The following is an 18014-nucleotide window of genomic DNA, read 5'->3' on the forward strand; positions in this document are numbered from 1 at the left end:
ATTTGATATGATAAAGTTCGGAAGTCCAATTTTCTTTAAACGGAGTAATCCTTGACCCAAACGGAGTAATTCATGTGTAATGAGCGGGTTAACCTCTTAAATCGGTAGGAGTCTTACCATATTTACTCCGAAAGGCCCGAGAGAAATGGGCAGCACTCTTGAACCCGGTCATATGGGCAATTTCTTTCAGGGCGAGGTTGCTGTGCTGGATCAAGGTCTTTGATTTTCTAAGACGTTCTTGGGTCAGGAAACGGAAGATGGTAGTACCATAGAGTTGTTTGAACCCATATTTCAATTTGTATTCATTGGTACCCATTTGAAGGGCAAGGTCTTTAAGCAATGGTAGGTCCTTGTCCAGACTATTTAGAATCATATCATGGACTTCCCTAAGCATTTGGATGTCTTCAGGCGTCAAAGTGACCTTATGTTCTGTAATCCCCTTGGTCACCTTGAGTTTATTTTTGGGAAGGCTCGTTCCAAAGGGTTCCCCTTTGGAAAAGAAGACAGAATTCAACAGAACTTTTTGACCACTCCCATCCAAAGACTGGTAGACCGATATTTGACAATCCTGGGCAAGTAAAAGACCATCCTTTGTAATGAGTTCCAGAAACAAGATTGTTTCCGAACGGTCCCGCTTCAAATGTTTGACCATCTTTCTTGCCCATATCTCTTTGGATGGTTCAGTCATGAAATCCGTGATATTCTTTCCAATGATTTCCTTTGGCAGAACTGACAAAAGGGAGCAGGAACCGTTGGTGACCATCTCTATATTCCCTTTGGAATCCATAAGCAATGCCAATTGAATAATGCATTGGGGTGTGTTATGGGCATTGGCAAAACCTTGATGGATGAAAGAGGCCCTGATTTCTTCGTTGACCATGTTGAGCATAATGATCAAAGAAGAGATATTGTCATTTTTGTTGGTGGGTTCCAAGCTGTAAAAGAAATTGCCTTTGGCCATTTCCAGAAGCATCCTATGGATGCGCTTTACCCTAAAATCGTCAGTGTTCGGCATGGTTGAGTCATATTAATAGTGGTTGAACACCAAGTCATTTCAACTTTTGTTCAAACCGTTTTTAGAAAGGCCAAGGCCTCCGATTTTGATGTAAAGGACTTGGTCGGTATATCTTGCGCATGAGTACCTAAGTACATGCTACTGATTACATCCGTGACAGGAGGGTCGACCAAGAAAGCCAAGGCAGTGATCCATTGCGAACCTTCCAAGGCCAAATAGTCCCTCGCAGGTTTATTAATCCTTCTCACCTCACGGATGTCACAGAGCACGGGCATTTTCCTTCCATTTTGGAGCATCATTCGATCCCTGACGATCAATTGTGCAGCTTTTAAATCGATACACTGGTCTTCCTTGTATATGATATGGAGCAGTTCATCGGTCAAAAGATAAATGGCGTATTTGTTTTCATGTGACTTCCTCATGTGGTGAAAACTGGTAAAACCTTGAATTTACAAAAATTGAATTAAAGGATTTGTTGTACATCTCTATTACTTTAAAATAAAGGACTTTGACTTGACTGAAACGGAATAATGCTTGATTGAAACGGAGTAAAACTATTTTGAACTACCTATAATCCTACAAATGCCATTACTTTTTAGGACAATTTAAACCAAACCATATGGCAAAGATCAAACACCACAATTTTTTGAATACCGTACACGAAGTATTCACCGATGCAAAGCAAGCTGGGGTATTGCACCTTTATGCAGGGGGCAACTCCTTTTCCGGTAGGACCATAGAAGTTGGGAGCAGGAATCTCTACCATTTTGGGACTACGGGTTACTTAGGACTTGAACAGGATAGTAGATTGAAGACAGCGGCCATGAATGCCATAGAAAAATACGGAACCCAATTTCCACTTTCCAAATCCTATATCTCCAATCCGCTTTACAAGGAACTGGAGGATTACATTCAGGAAATGTACGGTCAGCCCATAGTCATTACAAAAAACAGCACACTTGGACATTTGGGTGTCATACCCAGTGCAGTGGATGATAATGATGTGATCATTTTGGACCATCAGGTACATTGGAGTGTACAGAATGCAGCCAAGATGTTAAAGACACGAAGCGTACCCATCGAAATGATACGCCACAATAACCTGGAGATGCTGGAGGACAAAATCAAAAAGTACCAACATTCCAAAAGACACATATGGTATATGGCGGATGGCATCTATTCGATGTACGGAGACTATGCCCCCGTCAGGGAATTGATGGCGCTGTCTGAAAAATACCCGCAACTTCACTTCTATTTTGATGATGTCCATGGGATGAGTTGGGTCGGTAAAAATGGGACAGGGTATGTCCTGGACCAATTAGGAGAATTACCAGAAAATGTGCTCCTCTTCGGTACACTGAGCAAGACCTTTGGGGCAAGTGGTGCGGTATTGGTCTGTTCCAACCCGAAAACGTATGAAAAGATAAAGATCTTTGGTGGGCCGCTGACCTTTTCCGCCCAATTGGAACCGGCTTCTGTGGCCGCTGCTATGGCCTCCGCACAGATTCATCTTTCCCCCGAGATCCATGAGCTTCAGCAAGAATTGCGGGAACGCATCGACTATTTCAATGCATGTCTCTCCTCCACCGAATTACCATTGATAGATCAAAACGAATCCCCGGTATTTTACATTGGTACTGGAATGCCCAAGACCGGTTACAATTTTGTGAAACGATTGATGCGTGAGGGCTACTATGTCAATCTGGGTATTTTTCCCGCAGTACCGGTCAAGAACACCGGGGTACGAATCACCATTTCAAGACATAATCAAAGGAAGGAAATCAAAGGACTGGTAGAAGCCATGGAATATCATTTTCCATTGGCCTTGGAAGACACCCAAACAAATTCCGAAAGGGTCTTCCATGCCTTTAAATTGGAACACAACACCCAAAGTAAATCTCAAACGTCATCCGAACTGACCATCGAAATTTTCGACACCATCGATCAAGTCGATCAAACACAATGGAACCGTTATATGGTAAGTCAAGGTGTCTACGATTGGGAAGGACTGAAATTTTTGGAAGAGGCATTTCATGGAAACTCTCAAAAGGAACACAATTGGTTGTTCCGGTATGTAATCATAAAGGATTCCCACGGCATTCCCATCTTGGTGACCTTTATGACCCTTTCCCTGTGGAAGGATGATATGCTCGCTCAGGCACAAATATCTGCCGTCATTGAAAAAGACCGGAAAGAAAACCCCTATCATTTATCGTCCATGGTCCTGTCCTTGGGCTGCTTGTTCACCGAAGGCAACCACCGCTATTGGGATGAATCACATCAATCCAGTAAAGAAGCTACAGGTGCCCTATTGGAACTCCTTGAAAAAATTGAACACCAATTCGGGGCAAAAATGACCGTTTTGCGAGACTTTGGGGCAAGGACCTCTTGGCATGAAACGCTGTATGGCCATGGGTTCTTGCGGGTGCAGATGCCCAACTCCTGTACCCTGGACTTAACGGGGGTCGATTCCATGACGAAGTATATTGAACAATTATCTTCCAGAAACCGAAGGCATTACCGGAAAGATATCCAACCTTTTTTCGAGTTGGTACAATGCGAGATCATTCCCAAGGCCAATACTATCCAAATACAGGAATTCAAACGTCTTTTTGGGGAGGTACAAAAACGAAATCTTGGCTTGAACACCTTTTCATTTCCCGAAAAACTATTTGAAGAAATGAACGACAATGAACTTTGGGAATTTATCGTACTGACCCCTAAGGGGAAACCCAATACCATTCTCGGGGTGATGTTCTGTTATATCAATCAGAGAAATGTCTATGTTCCTGCATTTGTGGGCATGGAATATGACCTTTTGGAAAACTATTCCACCTACCGTCAATTATTGTATCGAACCATTGAACGGGCAATAGCCATCAAAATCCCCAAAATCGATTTTGGGATGACCGCCTCTTTTGAAAAAAGAAAACTGGGAGCAATGGTATATGAGAAATATGCCTATCTCCAAACCAATGACAATTTTATCTTGGAAATGATAGGGGTCATGGAAGGGCAACAGTAAAGGACGGTTGTCATGAAATACCAAAAACTGCTATCGGAATTTGAAGGCCAGTTGGAAACTTTGGAAAGCGGGAACGGCGATATCCTCTTCAAAGCGGAGAAGGGCATTGCACTAGTGGAAAAATGTATCCGTAAACTGCAAAAGCAGATTGTGGGCAAGGATTTTGAGACACAGGCCGATGAAATCTATTTTTTTAAGCATGTAAAGCCCCAGATCTTTAGCAAGCTCATCTATTACATCAAACTTTTCAGCATTGAGAGCAAACGGCCCCGTGGAAAGGATGTGGCCCAGGTCAAATACCTCCAGCAACAGATAGATAAGCTGCAGACCTTCTTTAACGATAATTTGGAATTTTATAACTATTACCGGCGCGGAGCCATGTCCATGGACGAACAGTATTTTGTCCGGGGCAATCGGGACCTGCGCATGCCCTTGGAATCCTTTCACTTTTTAATCGATGACCAGTTTTCCACCTGTCAGGACGGTACCGTGGCCACCATCATGGCCTATGACATGCTCATTGTTTACCTAAGAAAGGAAGTGGACGACCTCAACAACAATATGGAACCTACTAAGAACACACCTATGGAAAAACCCTCAAAATTATTTTGGACCGGGGGCAAGACGGAGCTAATCGAGCTCCTATATGCCCTGCATACCAGTAAATGCATCAATGGTGGTACCGTTGATATCAAAGAACTGGCCTCACATTTCGAGTACTTTTACAATGTGGACCTAGGCAATTATTATCACACCTTTATTGATATCCGCTCACGGAAGAGCAGTCGGACTCGGTTTTTGGATCGGCTTATAGAGCTGCTGAACCAGCGGATGGAATCCCTCGAAGAATAGCATCCGGATTTTTCCCAAGTTGGTACCAACTTGGTATTTTTGGGTTTCAGCCGTTTTGAGGTCGGATTTTTACAATTTCTAGGCTTTTTGACACCAATGAAAAGTTCAATTGTGCCCAAATCGATACAAATTGTATGGCAAAAAAATCGTTCCCAAGTTGGTACCAACTTGGGAAGTTTTTCCAAAATGCTTTTTCAGTTTTGTGATGAAAGTCAAATCTATGGATGGGCCATCAATTGACTTGATATTCAGGAGGTGGTCCTTCCTTTAAAACACAAAACACATGGGAGCTACCATCATTACCACCGAAGACCTCATGGAGTTCAAAGTCGAACTGCTGGAGGACATTAAATATTTATTGAACAACCAAAACAAACAATCGAACAAAAAATGGCTTAAATCAAATGAGGTCCGGGAACTGCTGGGTATCTCGCCTGGCACCTTGCAGAACCTTCGCATCAACGGCACCCTCCCATACACCAAAGTCGGCGGGGTCCTGTATTACGAGTACCATGAAATCATGGAAGTATTGGAGCAGAACAAGATCCATAACCGCATCTAGGTTTGGAAGAAGTCAACTATATAAAACACCTCAATGGGGTTTTTGGACAATTCTCCAAGGACAGCCGGCTGAACCCAACCCATATCAGTCTTTATGTGGCGTTGTTCCAATTCTGGAACAACAACTTCTTTAAATCGGAATTCTTTATCAACCGGGGTGAAATTATGCAGTATGCCAAGATCGGGTCCAAATCCACCTATCATCGATGCATCAAGGAACTCGACCATTGGAGCTATATCGTCTATACCCCATCCCATAATCCTTTTAAGGGGAGCCGTATCAAGATGTTCGATTTTGGGATAAGTAGTGGACAAGTGGTGGACCAAAGCCGTACCAATATCGGGACAAGCAATGGACAAGCAGTGGTACCTATAAACAAACATATACAAACCATAGAAAACCAAAAAAACAATAACAAACAGGCTGATTTTAAAATTTTGGATTTTGAGGATTTAGAAAACGGAACCAAACAGAAGCCTAGTGTCCCATATCAGGACAACTTAAAGACCAAAAAGCATAAAAATTATAACGAACCCTTGTGAAATACAGTGCTCCACATATCATCACCGAGGGAGCCGTCCAATATCCACTAGGCACCCTCAATGGCAGGGAAATTCACTATGATTTTGAAAAAATCTTGATCTACCTTGACGCCAAAGGCAAACTCTTGTTCGGTAAAAAGTTCAAAATCCATCGAGAAGATCGGGATATCCTCTACAAGCTCTGTCTCTACTTTATCCAGGACAAGGCCCGTTGCTCACAAATGGGAATCGATATCAACAAAGGCCTCCTCTTGTCAGGACCTGTCGGCTGCGGCAAGACCAGCCTTATGAAACTATTGAAACACATTGTCCCCCATCAAAGACCCTATGAGGTCATTCCCTGCCGGAACATTGTGTTTGGTTTTAATCATATCGGCTATAAGACCATCGAGGATTATGGAAATTCCCATTTCTTCTGTTTTGATGACTTAGGGGCCGAACCCATTGGGCGGCACTTTGGCCAAGACTGTAACGTTATGGGTGAGATTTTGCTATCCCGTCATGAGCTCTTTATCAATGAGAAACGTAAGACACATGTCACAACCAATCTCAATGCTGAGGAGTTGGAGGAACGCTATGGAAATCGAGTGCGTTCAAGGATGCGGGAACTTTTTAATTTGGTGGCTTTTGAAAACAGGAGTAGAGATAAGAGGATTTAAAATTCAAATTTTGTAGGAAAAGACTTTTAAATAAGATATATTTATATCTCCCCTCTAAATTTTTAAGCATTATTGAACTAATGGTATTTCATTGGCTTTTTTATTGTTTTTATAGCGATAATACTAAATTATGTATGTATCAAAACTAGAAATCGAAAACTATAGAAATTTTAAGCAGTTTTCAATTGATTTAAAACCACTTACCCAAATAATAGGAGAAAACAATATAGGCAAATCAAATCTGCTTGATTCTCTAGGGCTGATATTTAGTCAAGAAGTTTCATTTTTCAAAAAACGAACACTAGAGGTTTCTGATTTTAATTATGAATCAATTTTAGCTCTTAAAAAAGCAATTGTAAATACAAAAATACCAAGTGACAAAATAAAATACCCAGTCATTAAGATCAAAGCTATTTTAACTGATTTTGATGAAAAACAAGAGGCAATAGTTACTGAATGGACAAGTAACACAGGATTTACTGAAGCAACCTTAACATATTCTTTTGCGCCAATATCATCATTTAAACCCATTGAGGAAATTGAACAACAAAGAAAATTTTTAAAGGAATACGAAGAAGAAATAGGTTCAGAAGAATACTCGAAAATCCCAGAAAATGAAATATTGAATTTATTAAACTTTCCTATTTCAAAATATCATTATCGTATCTATGGAGGAAATCAAAATGAAACGTTAGCAAACGTATACCATTTAAATCAATTAAAGTTTGAACTTTTAGATGCTCTAAGAGATGCTAAGGTCGAGCTTTCTGCAAATCAAAACAATCGCTTACTTTTTAGGGTACTTAATGCAAACGAAGAAACAGATTATCAAGACTTAAAAAAGCAGCTTGTTGGTCTACAGAAAGCCATTGAAGATAATGATGCAATTTCTGGAATAAAAAGCCGCATTTCAGAACAACTTGATAAAATATCTTTAAGCACCGAGAACTCAAACAACATTGTCGACCTAATCTTCGCTTTACCCAATGTAGAGGATTTATTACGCAAATTAAGTCTTATTTACAATGATAGTCCAATAAAGATTGAGCGTAATGGAACAGGAAGAAATAATCTTCTATTTATTTCTCTCATGCTTTCTTTTATTGAAGACCCTAAAAGGTTGCAGTCAACATATTTCAGAATTGTTGGTCTTGAAGAGCCTGAAGCACATTTACATGCTAACCTCCAAAATCATCTTGCTCAAAATATAGAAACTTTAATCAAGGATAGTGAAGGAAAATTTAGAAAAGACATTCAACTTATACTAACATCGCATTCCAATCATATAACAACAAAGATTGATTTTGAAAACACGGTGGTACTCCATTATAAGGATAATAAAGTTCAACCTCATTACATACTAGAAGGATTCGGTGATAGTGTTGAAGAAAAAAGCCAAATTAATTACTTAAAAAAGTACCTCGATTCAGAAAATATAAACTTGTTCTATTCTAGAAAATTGGTTTTAGTTGAAGGAATTTCGGAAAAACTATTGTTTCCAACCTTTTATAAAATACATACAAAACAAACTATCGAACAAACTTCTTGTGCCGTTGTTAATGTCAATGGCCTAGCATTTAAAAATTTTCTGGCTGTCATTAAAAATGGCTTTCATACCAGATGCTTAGTTCTCACCGATAGAGACACAGGTACTAAGAATGAAAATCGTGGAGAAGCACTTCAAAAGGAATATGAAACTGATTCAAGAATAGATGTTCGGGTAACTACACTATCAACCTTTGAAAAGGACATTATAGCGTCTAATAGTTCAGGCTCCGGTAAAGATATTTTATGTGAGGTTTTAAAAACAGTGAGACCAATTGCAGGTAAAGAATTGGTACATAGTATTGGAGAAAATTCTATATCGATTGAACCGTTTTTTTCTCTAATAGCTGGATATAAAAGTGAGTTTGCATTACAGCTTTCTTTAAAACTGCACGAAGATGATTCAGGATTTTTAATACCAGATTACATTGTCAAAGGTATAGATAACATTCACTTGCCTAAAACTAAATTAGATGCAGGTAGTAAAACCTAAATTGGTAATAGCCGGACCAGGAGCTGGAAAGACCCATGGGATGGTTGATGAAATAATAAAGACTTTGCCTAACCTTGAGAGTCATCGGTATATGGTGGTAATCACATATACAAATTCCGCAACTCAGAACATAAAAAAACGACTTTCCAAAAGAATATCAATTCCTCCAAACCTTTTTATTGGCACCACCCATTCATTCCTAAATAGATTTATTGTTATTCCATATGCGAGCATAAATAACAATGAAATAAAAGGTGAAAAATTGTTCATTCAGTGTGGTACAGAAAATGTTTTAGAAAAGTTGTTCAAGAGTCAGAAAAAACCAGATGATATAAAAGCTATTAGTGCTATCCGCAGTAAAGTAAAACGTGCTTTGCTCAAAGACGGTTACATTACCTATGACCAAACATTAGTTCTTGCAGAGGAGTGTTTTAGTAACAAGCGCATAAAAGAAATAATAGGTTACCGAATTCAATACCTTTTTGTTGATGAATTTCAGGACACTAACAATAAAATATTTGGAATTATTGAAGGGCTTCGCAAACAAAAGCAAACCATTATTTATTGTGTAGGTGATCCTGAGCAATATATTCAAAGTTTTGACTCCTCAATAAAAAAATTCAATAACCTTCCAATTCTAAAGGCTTCGAGAAACTCACAATATATTACAACACTAAATAAATCTAATCGTAGATCAGCACAGCCCATTGTTGATTTTTTAAACAATTTCAGCCAAAGGAGGTATGGAGATGAAACATTCGAACAGGAAAGGGTTAACTCTATAACTGGAGAGGGTGTCAAATTTATTAACGTATCAGCTGATATAACAAAGATGCTACCATCATTTTTTTCGATTTGTGAAAAGCACCGCATCTCTTTTGAAGAACGGGGTATTATTGCTAAGGAAAATCATTTAGTAAAAAAGGCAATTGCCGCTTTAAATGGAAATTATATATCTCCAGATAAGTCCATAAATGTATCTCCCATAAATGAAATCAAAGACACTCTTTTAGCAGTTTTGGATACAAGTCAATCATTATACTGTGAGAAGTACAAAGAAACACCTTTTGAACTACGTGTGAAATGCGTGAAAATAGTAAGAGCTATTAGAAAAGGTGAAATTACCAACGAGAATACATTTGTAAAATTTATAACTGAAACACTAAAACTTCAAGCTAAAAATCGAATACCCTTTAAAATAGATAATCTAAGGATGTCTATCGAGGCTCAGAAAAGAACTGATGCATTAATGGTATCAAACATACACAGATTTAAAGGTTTGGAGGTTGATGCAGTTCTAGCCGTTGCAAAAACAGAGAATGAGCTCAATCTATGGTTAGAAACAAACGTTGATGTTAGGGATTCGCATAATGATAAAAACACCAGTGATTATCCAAGGTTAGGTTATGTTGCTTTTAGTAGGGCTAGAAAAGTTCTATGTATTTCTTGTATAGAACCTATTGGTAACAAAACCAAACAAAAGTTAAGTGAGTTGAATGTTGAGATTATCTAATTGATTTAAAAAAAATAGATGTCCGAGATAGTTAGTTTAATATAAATAGCGTGGTGTGACAAAAATAGAGAACTACATTAAAAAAAAGGGGGGTATTTTATCTGGGGACTTGGCCAAATATATCGAGAAAAATCAAAGGGTTTCAAATGATGCCGCACGCAAACGAATCCAAAGACTGAATAGCCCAATTCATAAAATTACAGGTCTTTTTTCTGATAAAAAATCTTTTATTTATCATGCAGACAATTTTCAAAATTCAGATTATTTTGATGCAATAGTTAATGCATTTAAATCTGATGCTAAGAGATGCTTTGCTGTAATAAACGCAATTAAGTACCATCATGGAATAGTTCCAATTTACGAATTGCCAAACTATTCAATTAGTCCCGTAATAGCGCTATCTGGGCATATGAAATTCTCAACACTAATTGAAAAGCTTAAAAAGCACAACCTAGTAAGGGAAACGCAAGATGGTGAATATGGTCTTCACATACTTATTGCTGAGCAAGCAGCTCCAAATTTTCGTCATATTAAGGGTATACAATTATCAAAGAAACTCATTCTTCAACACTTTGAAACATGGAGCAAAAATATAGGTCTAGTTTCCTTTAAGAAAGGTAAAAATAATAATGTTGTTGGAGGCTTTCAATTTGCATTTACAGCTCCCACATACATAGAAGGCTTAGTAGGATATAATGGTAAACAAAAAAAACCAGGGTTTTTAGTTGCAGATATTTTAATGGGTAACGTGACTGATGAAGACTCGATAAGTTTTTTTATTAAAAAGTTAGCGGCAATCAAAGCTTCCAATCCAACTATTAAATTATTACCGGTTCTAATAGTAGATGGAATAGCCGTAAAAGCACTTAATCAATTAAAAAGTAATGGTGTATTAGTAGCATCTATTAAGGAATTATATGGTAAGGATTACAGTGAATTAATCAAAAGTCTGATAAATACGGTTACAAATGCAGGTGCCATATTAAAAAAAGAGCCTGAAAAGTACCTTTCTCTTATGAGTAAACTGTCCAAACTCATTGATGGTAAAACCAATAACTTAAGAGGAGATTTATTTGAACTTGCTGTTGGCTTTTACTTCAGCAAATACGCTCAATCAATCAATATTGGAAAACGAATACCTGTTCTAAATAATACCAGAACTAGAGAGATTGATGTTCTTGCTATTACAGAAAATGAAGTATGTGTGGTTGAATGTAAGGGATATAATTATCCTGTTGACCTAGATTACATAGAGGTTTATTTATCTGAGAAGGTTAAGGAAATTAGAGGTTGGTTATCTACAAGATACCCAGAAAAAAGACAACGATTTGAGATATGGAGTACAGGAGGGTTCACTGAGGACTCAGCCAAGCTTTTGAAAGACACAAAGTCCAAAGTGAGAAAATTTGACTTCGATTATCTAAATCAAAAAGACATATTAGAAAGAGCCAATAGATTGAACTCCGAGAAATTCAAGGAAATTTTAAGGGATTACTATTTAAAAGAAATTGTCTAGTTATGGACAGCTTTAACCTATATAGAGAGGCGAAAGAACAATATGAAAAATTAATTCCAGAGAAAAATGATGGATTGATTCTTCTCTCTCTATATGCAAAATATAAGGATAAAGACTTTACAGAAGAGAATATTATTTCAACTATTACTAAGGTTTTCAAAGACCAAGGCAACGAAAGTTCTCGGACAGAATACAACAGAAACAATTCAATAATACTTAGGTTTCAAGAGTCTTTCCTGTGGCGCAATGCCTCAAAGAAAACCTACCAATTCAAAAAATATGGATTAGAGCTTTGTCAGAATATCGAAAAACGATTAATCGAAAAGTATAATCCAGCAAAGATTAAGCGATTCTTTGCAGAATTACATAAAAGTCTCACTGAAAATATCGAAGAAAATAGGGATTTCAATGAATGGATCGAAGACCATTTTGAGATTAGGCTTCCTGAACTTACTTCCCAAATCGAAATATTGGACCAACAGGTAAACGAGTCCGTAAAAGATTTTAAAACAGGAATAAATTCAGAAAACCAAAATATATTGGAAATTCTCAAAGGTATTGAGATACGTTTGGAAATAATCAAGGAACAAGCATCAGAGCTCAGAAATGCATTTCAAATTTCTTATGACATAGATGACCTCTTGATAGGTCTTCTTGAAGAGAATAAAGCGGAAAACAACATTTCAAATATTCACAGGGTTCAAAAATTTCATGATAATTCTAGAAGCCAATTAGAGCAAGTAAGTAAAAGAATAGAAAAAATAAAGCCAAGAATTAGAGAGTTTATTTACGATTTTAACAAAAAGAATTTTGATAGAAAAACTAATAAGTTTATTGACTATTTACTTCAACATTCGGTGGTGGTTAAAGATCAAGGAACAAAACGAATACAGTTTCCCAATAGTCTTTCAGGGATAATCGTAAAGTCTTCTATAGACAATTTAAAGTTCAATGTTGTTCCCTCAAGAGAAATAAGTCCAAAACTGCCTATTGAAGTCACTCAAAGAACAGTTGATTTCAAAAAGAGGAAAGAATTGTTGGAAAAAACACTAAAATGGAAAAGGGATAAAGAAAGAATAGGATACTGGACCGATTTTATATTTAAAGAAGTGGAGGAAAAACATTATCTGGACTTCACCCGCCTTTTCTTCAAAATTCTTGAAGAAGACCAACTTCCAATCGCCGTTAAGACAGCCCACAATATCATTAGAAAAAACGCAACGTATAGGAATCAATACAAATTGAGTATTGAAACAGAACCTGTACATGACGCAATAAATAATGGAATATCCTTATGGAAAATGGTAATTCAGAAAAAATAGTACCGTACGCATTTTTGAGCAACAGAAAGTCAAAAAGTGTTTTCGCAAAGCTTGATTATACACTCAGAAGTGGTATCCATATTCAAAGGGAATATCCATTGAACGTGAATTTATATCGGTTTTTAAACGAGTCCGATAACTACGAATCCCTAAAGGACTATTATAAGGATTTTTTCAATCTTAATCTCATAAAAGAAGGTACCGATTTTAACAATTACTACTATTTAAACTTCAACGAAGATGGAAGAGGAAATGTACCTTCCGACAATAGGGATTATTTAAAGAGTGAATATATTATTATAGGAATGTTATTCCTAAAAATGTCCAAGCTAGATGGAAATATAGAGCTAGATAGTGTATCTGAATTCACGACCCTATTGCATGAAGAATATGAGGAACAAAAAAATGCATTGAGAAAACTCATTAATGATAATTCTTCCGATAAGGGAACGGACTTGAGTGACCAAAGATTTGAAGCAGTAATATCCAAGGCCTTTGAAAAATTTGGGGACTTGGGTTGGTTAATGTGGGAAAGCGAAGATGAGAAAGATAAATTCAAAGTAATGCCATCGTTTGAGCGCCTGCGAATTATCTATCAACCTCAAATTGAAACCATTGATGATTTGATAAATGAGATGAAAAATGCAGAATAATTACCCTCGTATATATAGTCTTTCCACCATTGGCATTAAGCAGCATTTTAATGCCGATTATCTTTTCCATCCCTATAGAACAGATTTCAGTGGCGAGAGTGGAAGTGGAAAGAGTATGATAGCAGATATGATCCAATTGGTTTTAATTGGCTCTAGTGAATTTAAATCTGCGACCGAAGGAAATAATAAGCAGAGAGATGTCAAAGGAATGCTAATTTCCAAAAAAGGACATTCAGTATCTAGAGGTTACGTATTTCTAAATATTGAAGTTAGTCCAAAAAAATATCTAGTCATTGGAGTTTATATTGAAGGAACAAGTAATGCGGTTGAAATGTTCATCATTCAAAATGGTTATGATTGGGATAATCTGACTGTTTTGGATAAGCCTGTTTTGAATAAGGAACTACTCATAGATAATAAGATTGATACCTTAAAGAATCTGTGCGAAAAGGTTGAGTTTGCTAGAATGAAATCCTTCAAAAGAAAAAACTACCATCAAATCCTTTATGCAAATAATATCCTGTCGTTAGACTTAACTAAAAATGAAACTCTCAAAACCTATGCAAGTATTCTAAGGTCTTTCTCGAGGGGTAAAGGTTTTAAGACTGAATCTGAGGATTTAAAAAGATTTCTTTTTGGTGATGATGATAAAAATGCCATAAAAGAAAAATACAATGAAGAAGTTGAAAATATAAGTAATGATTTCCATGAGCATAAAAGATATTCTGAAGAAATCAGACTAATAAATGAAAAGCAGTTATTACTGAAAACTGTTCTTGAAAAACAAAAAAACTATAAAACTATCTACTCAGATTACCTAATAAAAAAGTTCAGCTATTGGAACAGCTTTAAGAGGAAATGCACCGAGGAAAAGCTTGGAATTATTAAAGATCTAAGAATTAAAAGAGACGAACTTAGATTTGTTGATAACGAACTTTTGAAGTTAAAAATAAATAACTTCAAAGAGTTGCTTGATATTAGAATCAAAGTAAAGCAATTGACTAAGGAGGATGAAAGTGGAGATGACATAGAAAAACAATTTTTTGATGTTAGTCAATCTAAACTGCAAATTGAAGTTGTAGAAAAATGGCTTTCTACTCATGGCAATGATATACAAAAAGTGAATCAATGGTATACGTCTCAGCAGGTAAAGAATAATGATAAAACGGAATTACAAGAATTCATAAAATTCCTTTCTGACAACACTATTCTGGATTCCTTTAAAGTGTCTAATTGGTTAACGGAATACAAAATCGAAATAAATGAATACCCCGAAAAAATTAAAGAGCTTGAAAAGGAAATAGAAGAACTCGAATCATTATCAAGATTTTCTGATTTGAACAATCCTGAAACTTTGGTAAATTGGGCTATTGATAATCTAAAATTTCCTCTATCACATACCCTTGAAAGTATTTTAATTTACTTCCAAAAATTCGGTAAAATCAAGCCTCTAGAGGAAAATTCCAAAAGGTATGTCCCGTATCCGGAGCATCTATTTCAGAATATTGACTCAAACATCAAGGACAGAACCAAAAATGGATTTTGGCTCAATTTAGATGGTGTCTATGAGTTCATTACATATTCAGAGCATCAAGTTTTAAATATTGAAGATCCAAGTGAGGTTGAAAATTCTCTATCTAAATTAAAGGAAGGTGTTGAAAAGAAATTGTCAAAGCTAAAAGATAAAAAGAAAAATAAAGAACACCTTAAAAACAAACTTTTTGAATATAGTAATCTTGAAAAGCATATTGGCCTTTTCAACAGAAAAGATGAATTACTCAAATTCAAAATTGATGAAGGTTTGAAAGGTATTACGGAAGATTCTTTTACACATCACCTGCAGGTACATAAAAACAAAACCAAAATTCTCCTAAAACATGATTCTTTAAAGAAGCAGTATGAAGAATATACTAGCAGAAAGAGCCAACAGGAAAATTACCAAAAAAGAGCCAAACAATTAGAGACCGAACTTTTTGAAGATGATATTTCTATCGATGACCAATTAATAGAAGAACAAATTATGGTGGAAGAAAAACGGTTGGCTGAGAACTTTGAGTATTTGAAAGAACAAGACTTTGATGAAAAATCATATTTTAATGCGCACACTAAAAACATAATTAATCAACAAAAACTATCTGATTTAAAATATAAACTTTTAGGTACTATCAAGGAATTGGATGAAGAAATTGAGAAGAAGGAAAAGCAGCTTACCTTGGCAGAAGATGAAATCGATGAAGCAAAAAGTTTAAACGAGCAACTACTTAAATCGTCACTTAAGTTTGATGAAAAAATTGAAGAAAATGAGAATCCAGATGATGGGAGGGATTCTTTTCAATCTAAGGCAAACTCGGCGCAACTTTCCTATATCGAGTATTTAAAAATGATAACCAAAGATCTTCCCTATGATGAAACGGCTTCAATTGGGCAATTGGCAAATCATCTTTTACCAACCGTATTTCCTAGCACCAAAGTCAATGAAGATCTAATTGAAAATGATATAGTTGATAGATTAAATAAACTAACTCAAGACATTCAGGAAATTGGATCCAGAAAAGTAGAAATTTTGGGAAGCATATTCAATGATGTTTATAAAATCTATTCTGGTTATCTAACAAAGATTAATGAAATTGACAGCTTTCTCAAAAAGGGAAAAAGAGGTATAACAGGTGGTAACAAGGCATCATTGACGTCTAAAAAGTCAATTCACTACCCAGATAATTGGCTGACAACTTTCAGGAAGCAGCTGCACAACCAGTTGAGCTATACAGGTTTGTTTAGTGAACTCAGAGAGGAAATTGACATTAATGAAATGATGATCAAGGCGTTTCGAAAACTTGGAGGTAGTACTAAAGTGGAACCAGAAGATTTAATGAATCCCAAATCTTATTTCGACTTGGTTTTTGAGCTTAAACTCGAAAACGAAGAAGTAAATTCTGGTAGTAATGGTCAAACTTATGCAGCTAACGCACTATTATGCCTGGCAAGACTTTCGTTAATTGAGGAAGAAGGCAGGGATGGATTAAAAATCATGCCAATAGATGAAGCAGAAGGCTTAGGAAGTAATTATGATATGCTACATGAACTAGCGAAAGAGGAAAAGTATCAAATTGTTACCATGGCCATTGAAACTGCTGGAGAAATCACCTATAATGGTCAATATATCTATATTATGAATGAAAACAATTTGGCAGATGTAGATAGTTTTGTACCTCCCCTAGGAATATTTTCAGATGAAGTGACTGAGGATATAGACCTATATGTCCAATCCTTATCAGATGATGAATAAGAATATTACTTGGAAAGAGTTGAAAGCACTTGATGATTTGTATCATCTTAAAAGAACAAGAGCAGTCATTCAAAGCCATCCATATATTAACTACCTAATCCATGATAAGGGTATTCTGGATTTAAAACCAGATAATATAAAAGTTATAATTCCAACCGAAAAATATGAGGATTTTTACGAGCAGGAGTTTAAAAAAACTCATGATGAGGCCAAAAGGTTTCTTATAGAAAATGATATAAAACCTACAGCTAATAAAGGGTTTTCGATTGAAGACATTAAAACCCTAATGCTCATCGCTGAAAATAAAGAAGAGTTAAAAAATAACCCGACTACGATAGAAGATTTCTCAAACGAATTTTTTGATATATCCAAATATTTAAAAAACAAAAAAAGCGTAAGAGATGCAGTCTTTAAGATATTAAATATAGAAAGGTTCTCCTTAGATAAAAAAGAGAATCAATGGCGATTAGTTGTTGATAATAAGAGCCCTAAAGCCATTGTGATGTGTGAGAACAAATCCTTTTTAAAGCAACCTTGGATTGCTAAAGAAGCACAAGTAAAAATGTGGTATGTAGGGGGGAACAATATCGCGATCATTGACGATATCGACGAATATGAATTAATGAAACCCATCTATTATTCTTGCGATTGGGATAAAGCTGGGCTTGAGATTTTTACCAGAATTAACGAGAAACTTAAGGAACGTAATAAGAATATTCAGCTTCTATATCCAAATGAGCCCCATAAAAGAAGAAGTACTTATATTGATTATCATGACAGTCATTGGGATTTAACAAAAACCTTTTCTGGACTCAAAATTGAAAACTTTTCTAAGAGAGATATACAACTTATCAAAACCCTAATTGAAAAGGAGGAGTGGATTGAAGAGGAATCATTCGATTTGATTAGAATAATAAAGGACCTTTTATAAATCCATTTTAACATTTTTGTGCCCTCTCTCAATAAATTGATTCTATATTTTCTGCGCCTGGCTAATCCAAAAAATTTACGATTTAAGTTGCTTCCCGAAA

Annotated in this window: 14 protein-coding genes; 12 read left to right on the top strand and 2 right to left on the bottom strand. The window is 36.1% G+C overall.

The window, feature by feature from the left end; translation table 11 throughout:
* Positions 1-88: 88 nt before the first annotated feature.
* Together ACP14V_RS14385 and ACP14V_RS14390 are read right to left on the bottom strand one after the other, a co-directional pair.
* Complete coding sequence (locus ACP14V_RS14385; RefSeq protein WP_272608690.1) at positions 89-1015, bottom strand: helix-turn-helix domain-containing protein; 927 nt, start codon at positions 1013-1015, stop codon at positions 89-91.
* A 50-nt stretch (positions 1016-1065) separates the two neighbouring features.
* Positions 1066-1437: a hypothetical protein gene (locus ACP14V_RS14390; RefSeq protein ID WP_272608691.1), complete on the bottom strand. Its 372-nt coding sequence runs from the start codon at positions 1435-1437 to the stop codon at positions 1066-1068.
* Positions 1438-1634: 197 nt separating this feature from the next.
* Here ACP14V_RS14390 and ACP14V_RS14395 point away from each other — a divergent pair, with 197 nt between their 5' ends.
* The 12 genes from ACP14V_RS14395 (at position 1635) to ACP14V_RS14450 (ending at position 17914) form a co-directional block, all read left to right on the top strand.
* Positions 1635-4040, top strand: a complete 2406-nt coding sequence (locus tag ACP14V_RS14395; protein ID WP_272608692.1) for an aminotransferase class I/II-fold pyridoxal phosphate-dependent enzyme — start codon at positions 1635-1637, stop codon at positions 4038-4040.
* A gap of 12 nt (positions 4041-4052) precedes the next feature.
* Positions 4053-4892 carry an RteC domain-containing protein gene (locus ACP14V_RS14400; protein WP_272608693.1) on the top strand — a complete coding sequence of 280 codons (840 nt, stop codon included), beginning with the start codon at positions 4053-4055 and terminating at the stop codon, positions 4890-4892.
* Between the two features lie 283 nt (positions 4893-5175).
* Complete coding sequence (locus ACP14V_RS14405) at positions 5176-5454, top strand: helix-turn-helix domain-containing protein (protein ID WP_272608694.1); 279 nt, start codon at positions 5176-5178, stop codon at positions 5452-5454.
* 2 nt (positions 5455-5456) lie between these two features.
* On the top strand, positions 5457-5996 hold the full coding sequence (locus ACP14V_RS14410) for a hypothetical protein (RefSeq protein WP_272608695.1): 540 nt from the start codon (positions 5457-5459) through the stop codon (positions 5994-5996).
* The gene (locus ACP14V_RS14415; RefSeq protein WP_272608696.1) at positions 5993-6655 is read left to right on the top strand and encodes an ATPase; all 663 of its coding nucleotides are present in this window, start codon (positions 5993-5995) and stop codon (positions 6653-6655) included. Before ACP14V_RS14410 ends, ACP14V_RS14415 begins: the two co-directional genes overlap by 4 nt.
* Positions 6656-6785: 130 nt before the next feature.
* On the top strand, positions 6786-8693 hold the full coding sequence (locus tag ACP14V_RS14420; protein ID WP_272608697.1) for an ATP-dependent nuclease: 1908 nt from the start codon (positions 6786-6788) through the stop codon (positions 8691-8693).
* Entirely contained in the window at positions 8674-10206 is a 1533-nt protein-coding gene (locus ACP14V_RS14425) for a UvrD-helicase domain-containing protein (RefSeq protein ID WP_272608698.1), read from the top strand. The genes ACP14V_RS14420 and ACP14V_RS14425 overlap by 20 nt, the downstream gene beginning before the upstream one ends.
* Before the next feature lie 55 nt (positions 10207-10261).
* On the top strand, positions 10262-11722 hold the full coding sequence (locus tag ACP14V_RS14430) for a hypothetical protein (protein WP_272608699.1): 1461 nt from the start codon (positions 10262-10264) through the stop codon (positions 11720-11722).
* A 2-nt stretch (positions 11723-11724) separates the two neighbouring features.
* Positions 11725-13044, top strand: coding sequence for a hypothetical protein (locus tag ACP14V_RS14435; RefSeq protein ID WP_272608700.1), 1320 nt, complete (start codon positions 11725-11727; stop codon positions 13042-13044).
* Positions 13017-13697, top strand: coding sequence for a condensin complex protein MksE (locus tag ACP14V_RS14440; RefSeq protein ID WP_272608701.1), 681 nt, complete (start codon positions 13017-13019; stop codon positions 13695-13697). Before ACP14V_RS14435 ends, ACP14V_RS14440 begins: the two co-directional genes overlap by 28 nt.
* On the top strand, positions 13687-16983 hold the full coding sequence (locus ACP14V_RS14445) for a hypothetical protein (RefSeq protein ID WP_272608702.1): 3297 nt from the start codon (positions 13687-13689) through the stop codon (positions 16981-16983). The genes ACP14V_RS14440 and ACP14V_RS14445 overlap by 11 nt, the downstream gene beginning before the upstream one ends.
* Positions 16955-17914, top strand: coding sequence for a hypothetical protein (locus tag ACP14V_RS14450; protein WP_424987564.1), 960 nt, complete (start codon positions 16955-16957; stop codon positions 17912-17914). Before ACP14V_RS14445 ends, ACP14V_RS14450 begins: the two co-directional genes overlap by 29 nt.
* Positions 17915-18014 lie beyond the last annotated feature (100 nt).

The sequence above is a fragment of the Flagellimonas alvinocaridis genome (assembly GCF_965248585.1).
Classification (GTDB): domain Bacteria; phylum Bacteroidota; class Bacteroidia; order Flavobacteriales; family Flavobacteriaceae; genus Flagellimonas; species Flagellimonas alvinocaridis.

Coding starts and splice junctions, on each gene's coding strand:
- ACP14V_RS14395 (WP_272608692.1), top strand. CDS start 1,635: ATGGCAAAGATCAAACACCACAATTTTTTGAATACCGTACACGAAGTA.
- ACP14V_RS14420 (WP_272608697.1), top strand. CDS start 6,786: ATGTATGTATCAAAACTAGAAATCGAAAACTATAGAAATTTTAAGCAG.
- ACP14V_RS14385 (WP_272608690.1), bottom strand. CDS start 1,015: ATGCCGAACACTGACGATTTTAGGGTAAAGCGCATCCATAGGATGCTT.
- ACP14V_RS14400 (WP_272608693.1), top strand. CDS start 4,053: ATGAAATACCAAAAACTGCTATCGGAATTTGAAGGCCAGTTGGAAACT.
- ACP14V_RS14445 (WP_272608702.1), top strand. CDS start 13,687: ATGCAGAATAATTACCCTCGTATATATAGTCTTTCCACCATTGGCATT.
- ACP14V_RS14405 (WP_272608694.1), top strand. CDS start 5,176: ATGGGAGCTACCATCATTACCACCGAAGACCTCATGGAGTTCAAAGTC.
- ACP14V_RS14390 (WP_272608691.1), bottom strand. CDS start 1,437: ATGAGGAAGTCACATGAAAACAAATACGCCATTTATCTTTTGACCGAT.
- ACP14V_RS14425 (WP_272608698.1), top strand. CDS start 8,674: ATGCAGGTAGTAAAACCTAAATTGGTAATAGCCGGACCAGGAGCTGGA.
- ACP14V_RS14450 (WP_424987564.1), top strand. CDS start 16,955: ATGTCCAATCCTTATCAGATGATGAATAAGAATATTACTTGGAAAGAG.
- ACP14V_RS14435 (WP_272608700.1), top strand. CDS start 11,725: ATGGACAGCTTTAACCTATATAGAGAGGCGAAAGAACAATATGAAAAA.
- ACP14V_RS14440 (WP_272608701.1), top strand. CDS start 13,017: ATGGAAAATGGTAATTCAGAAAAAATAGTACCGTACGCATTTTTGAGC.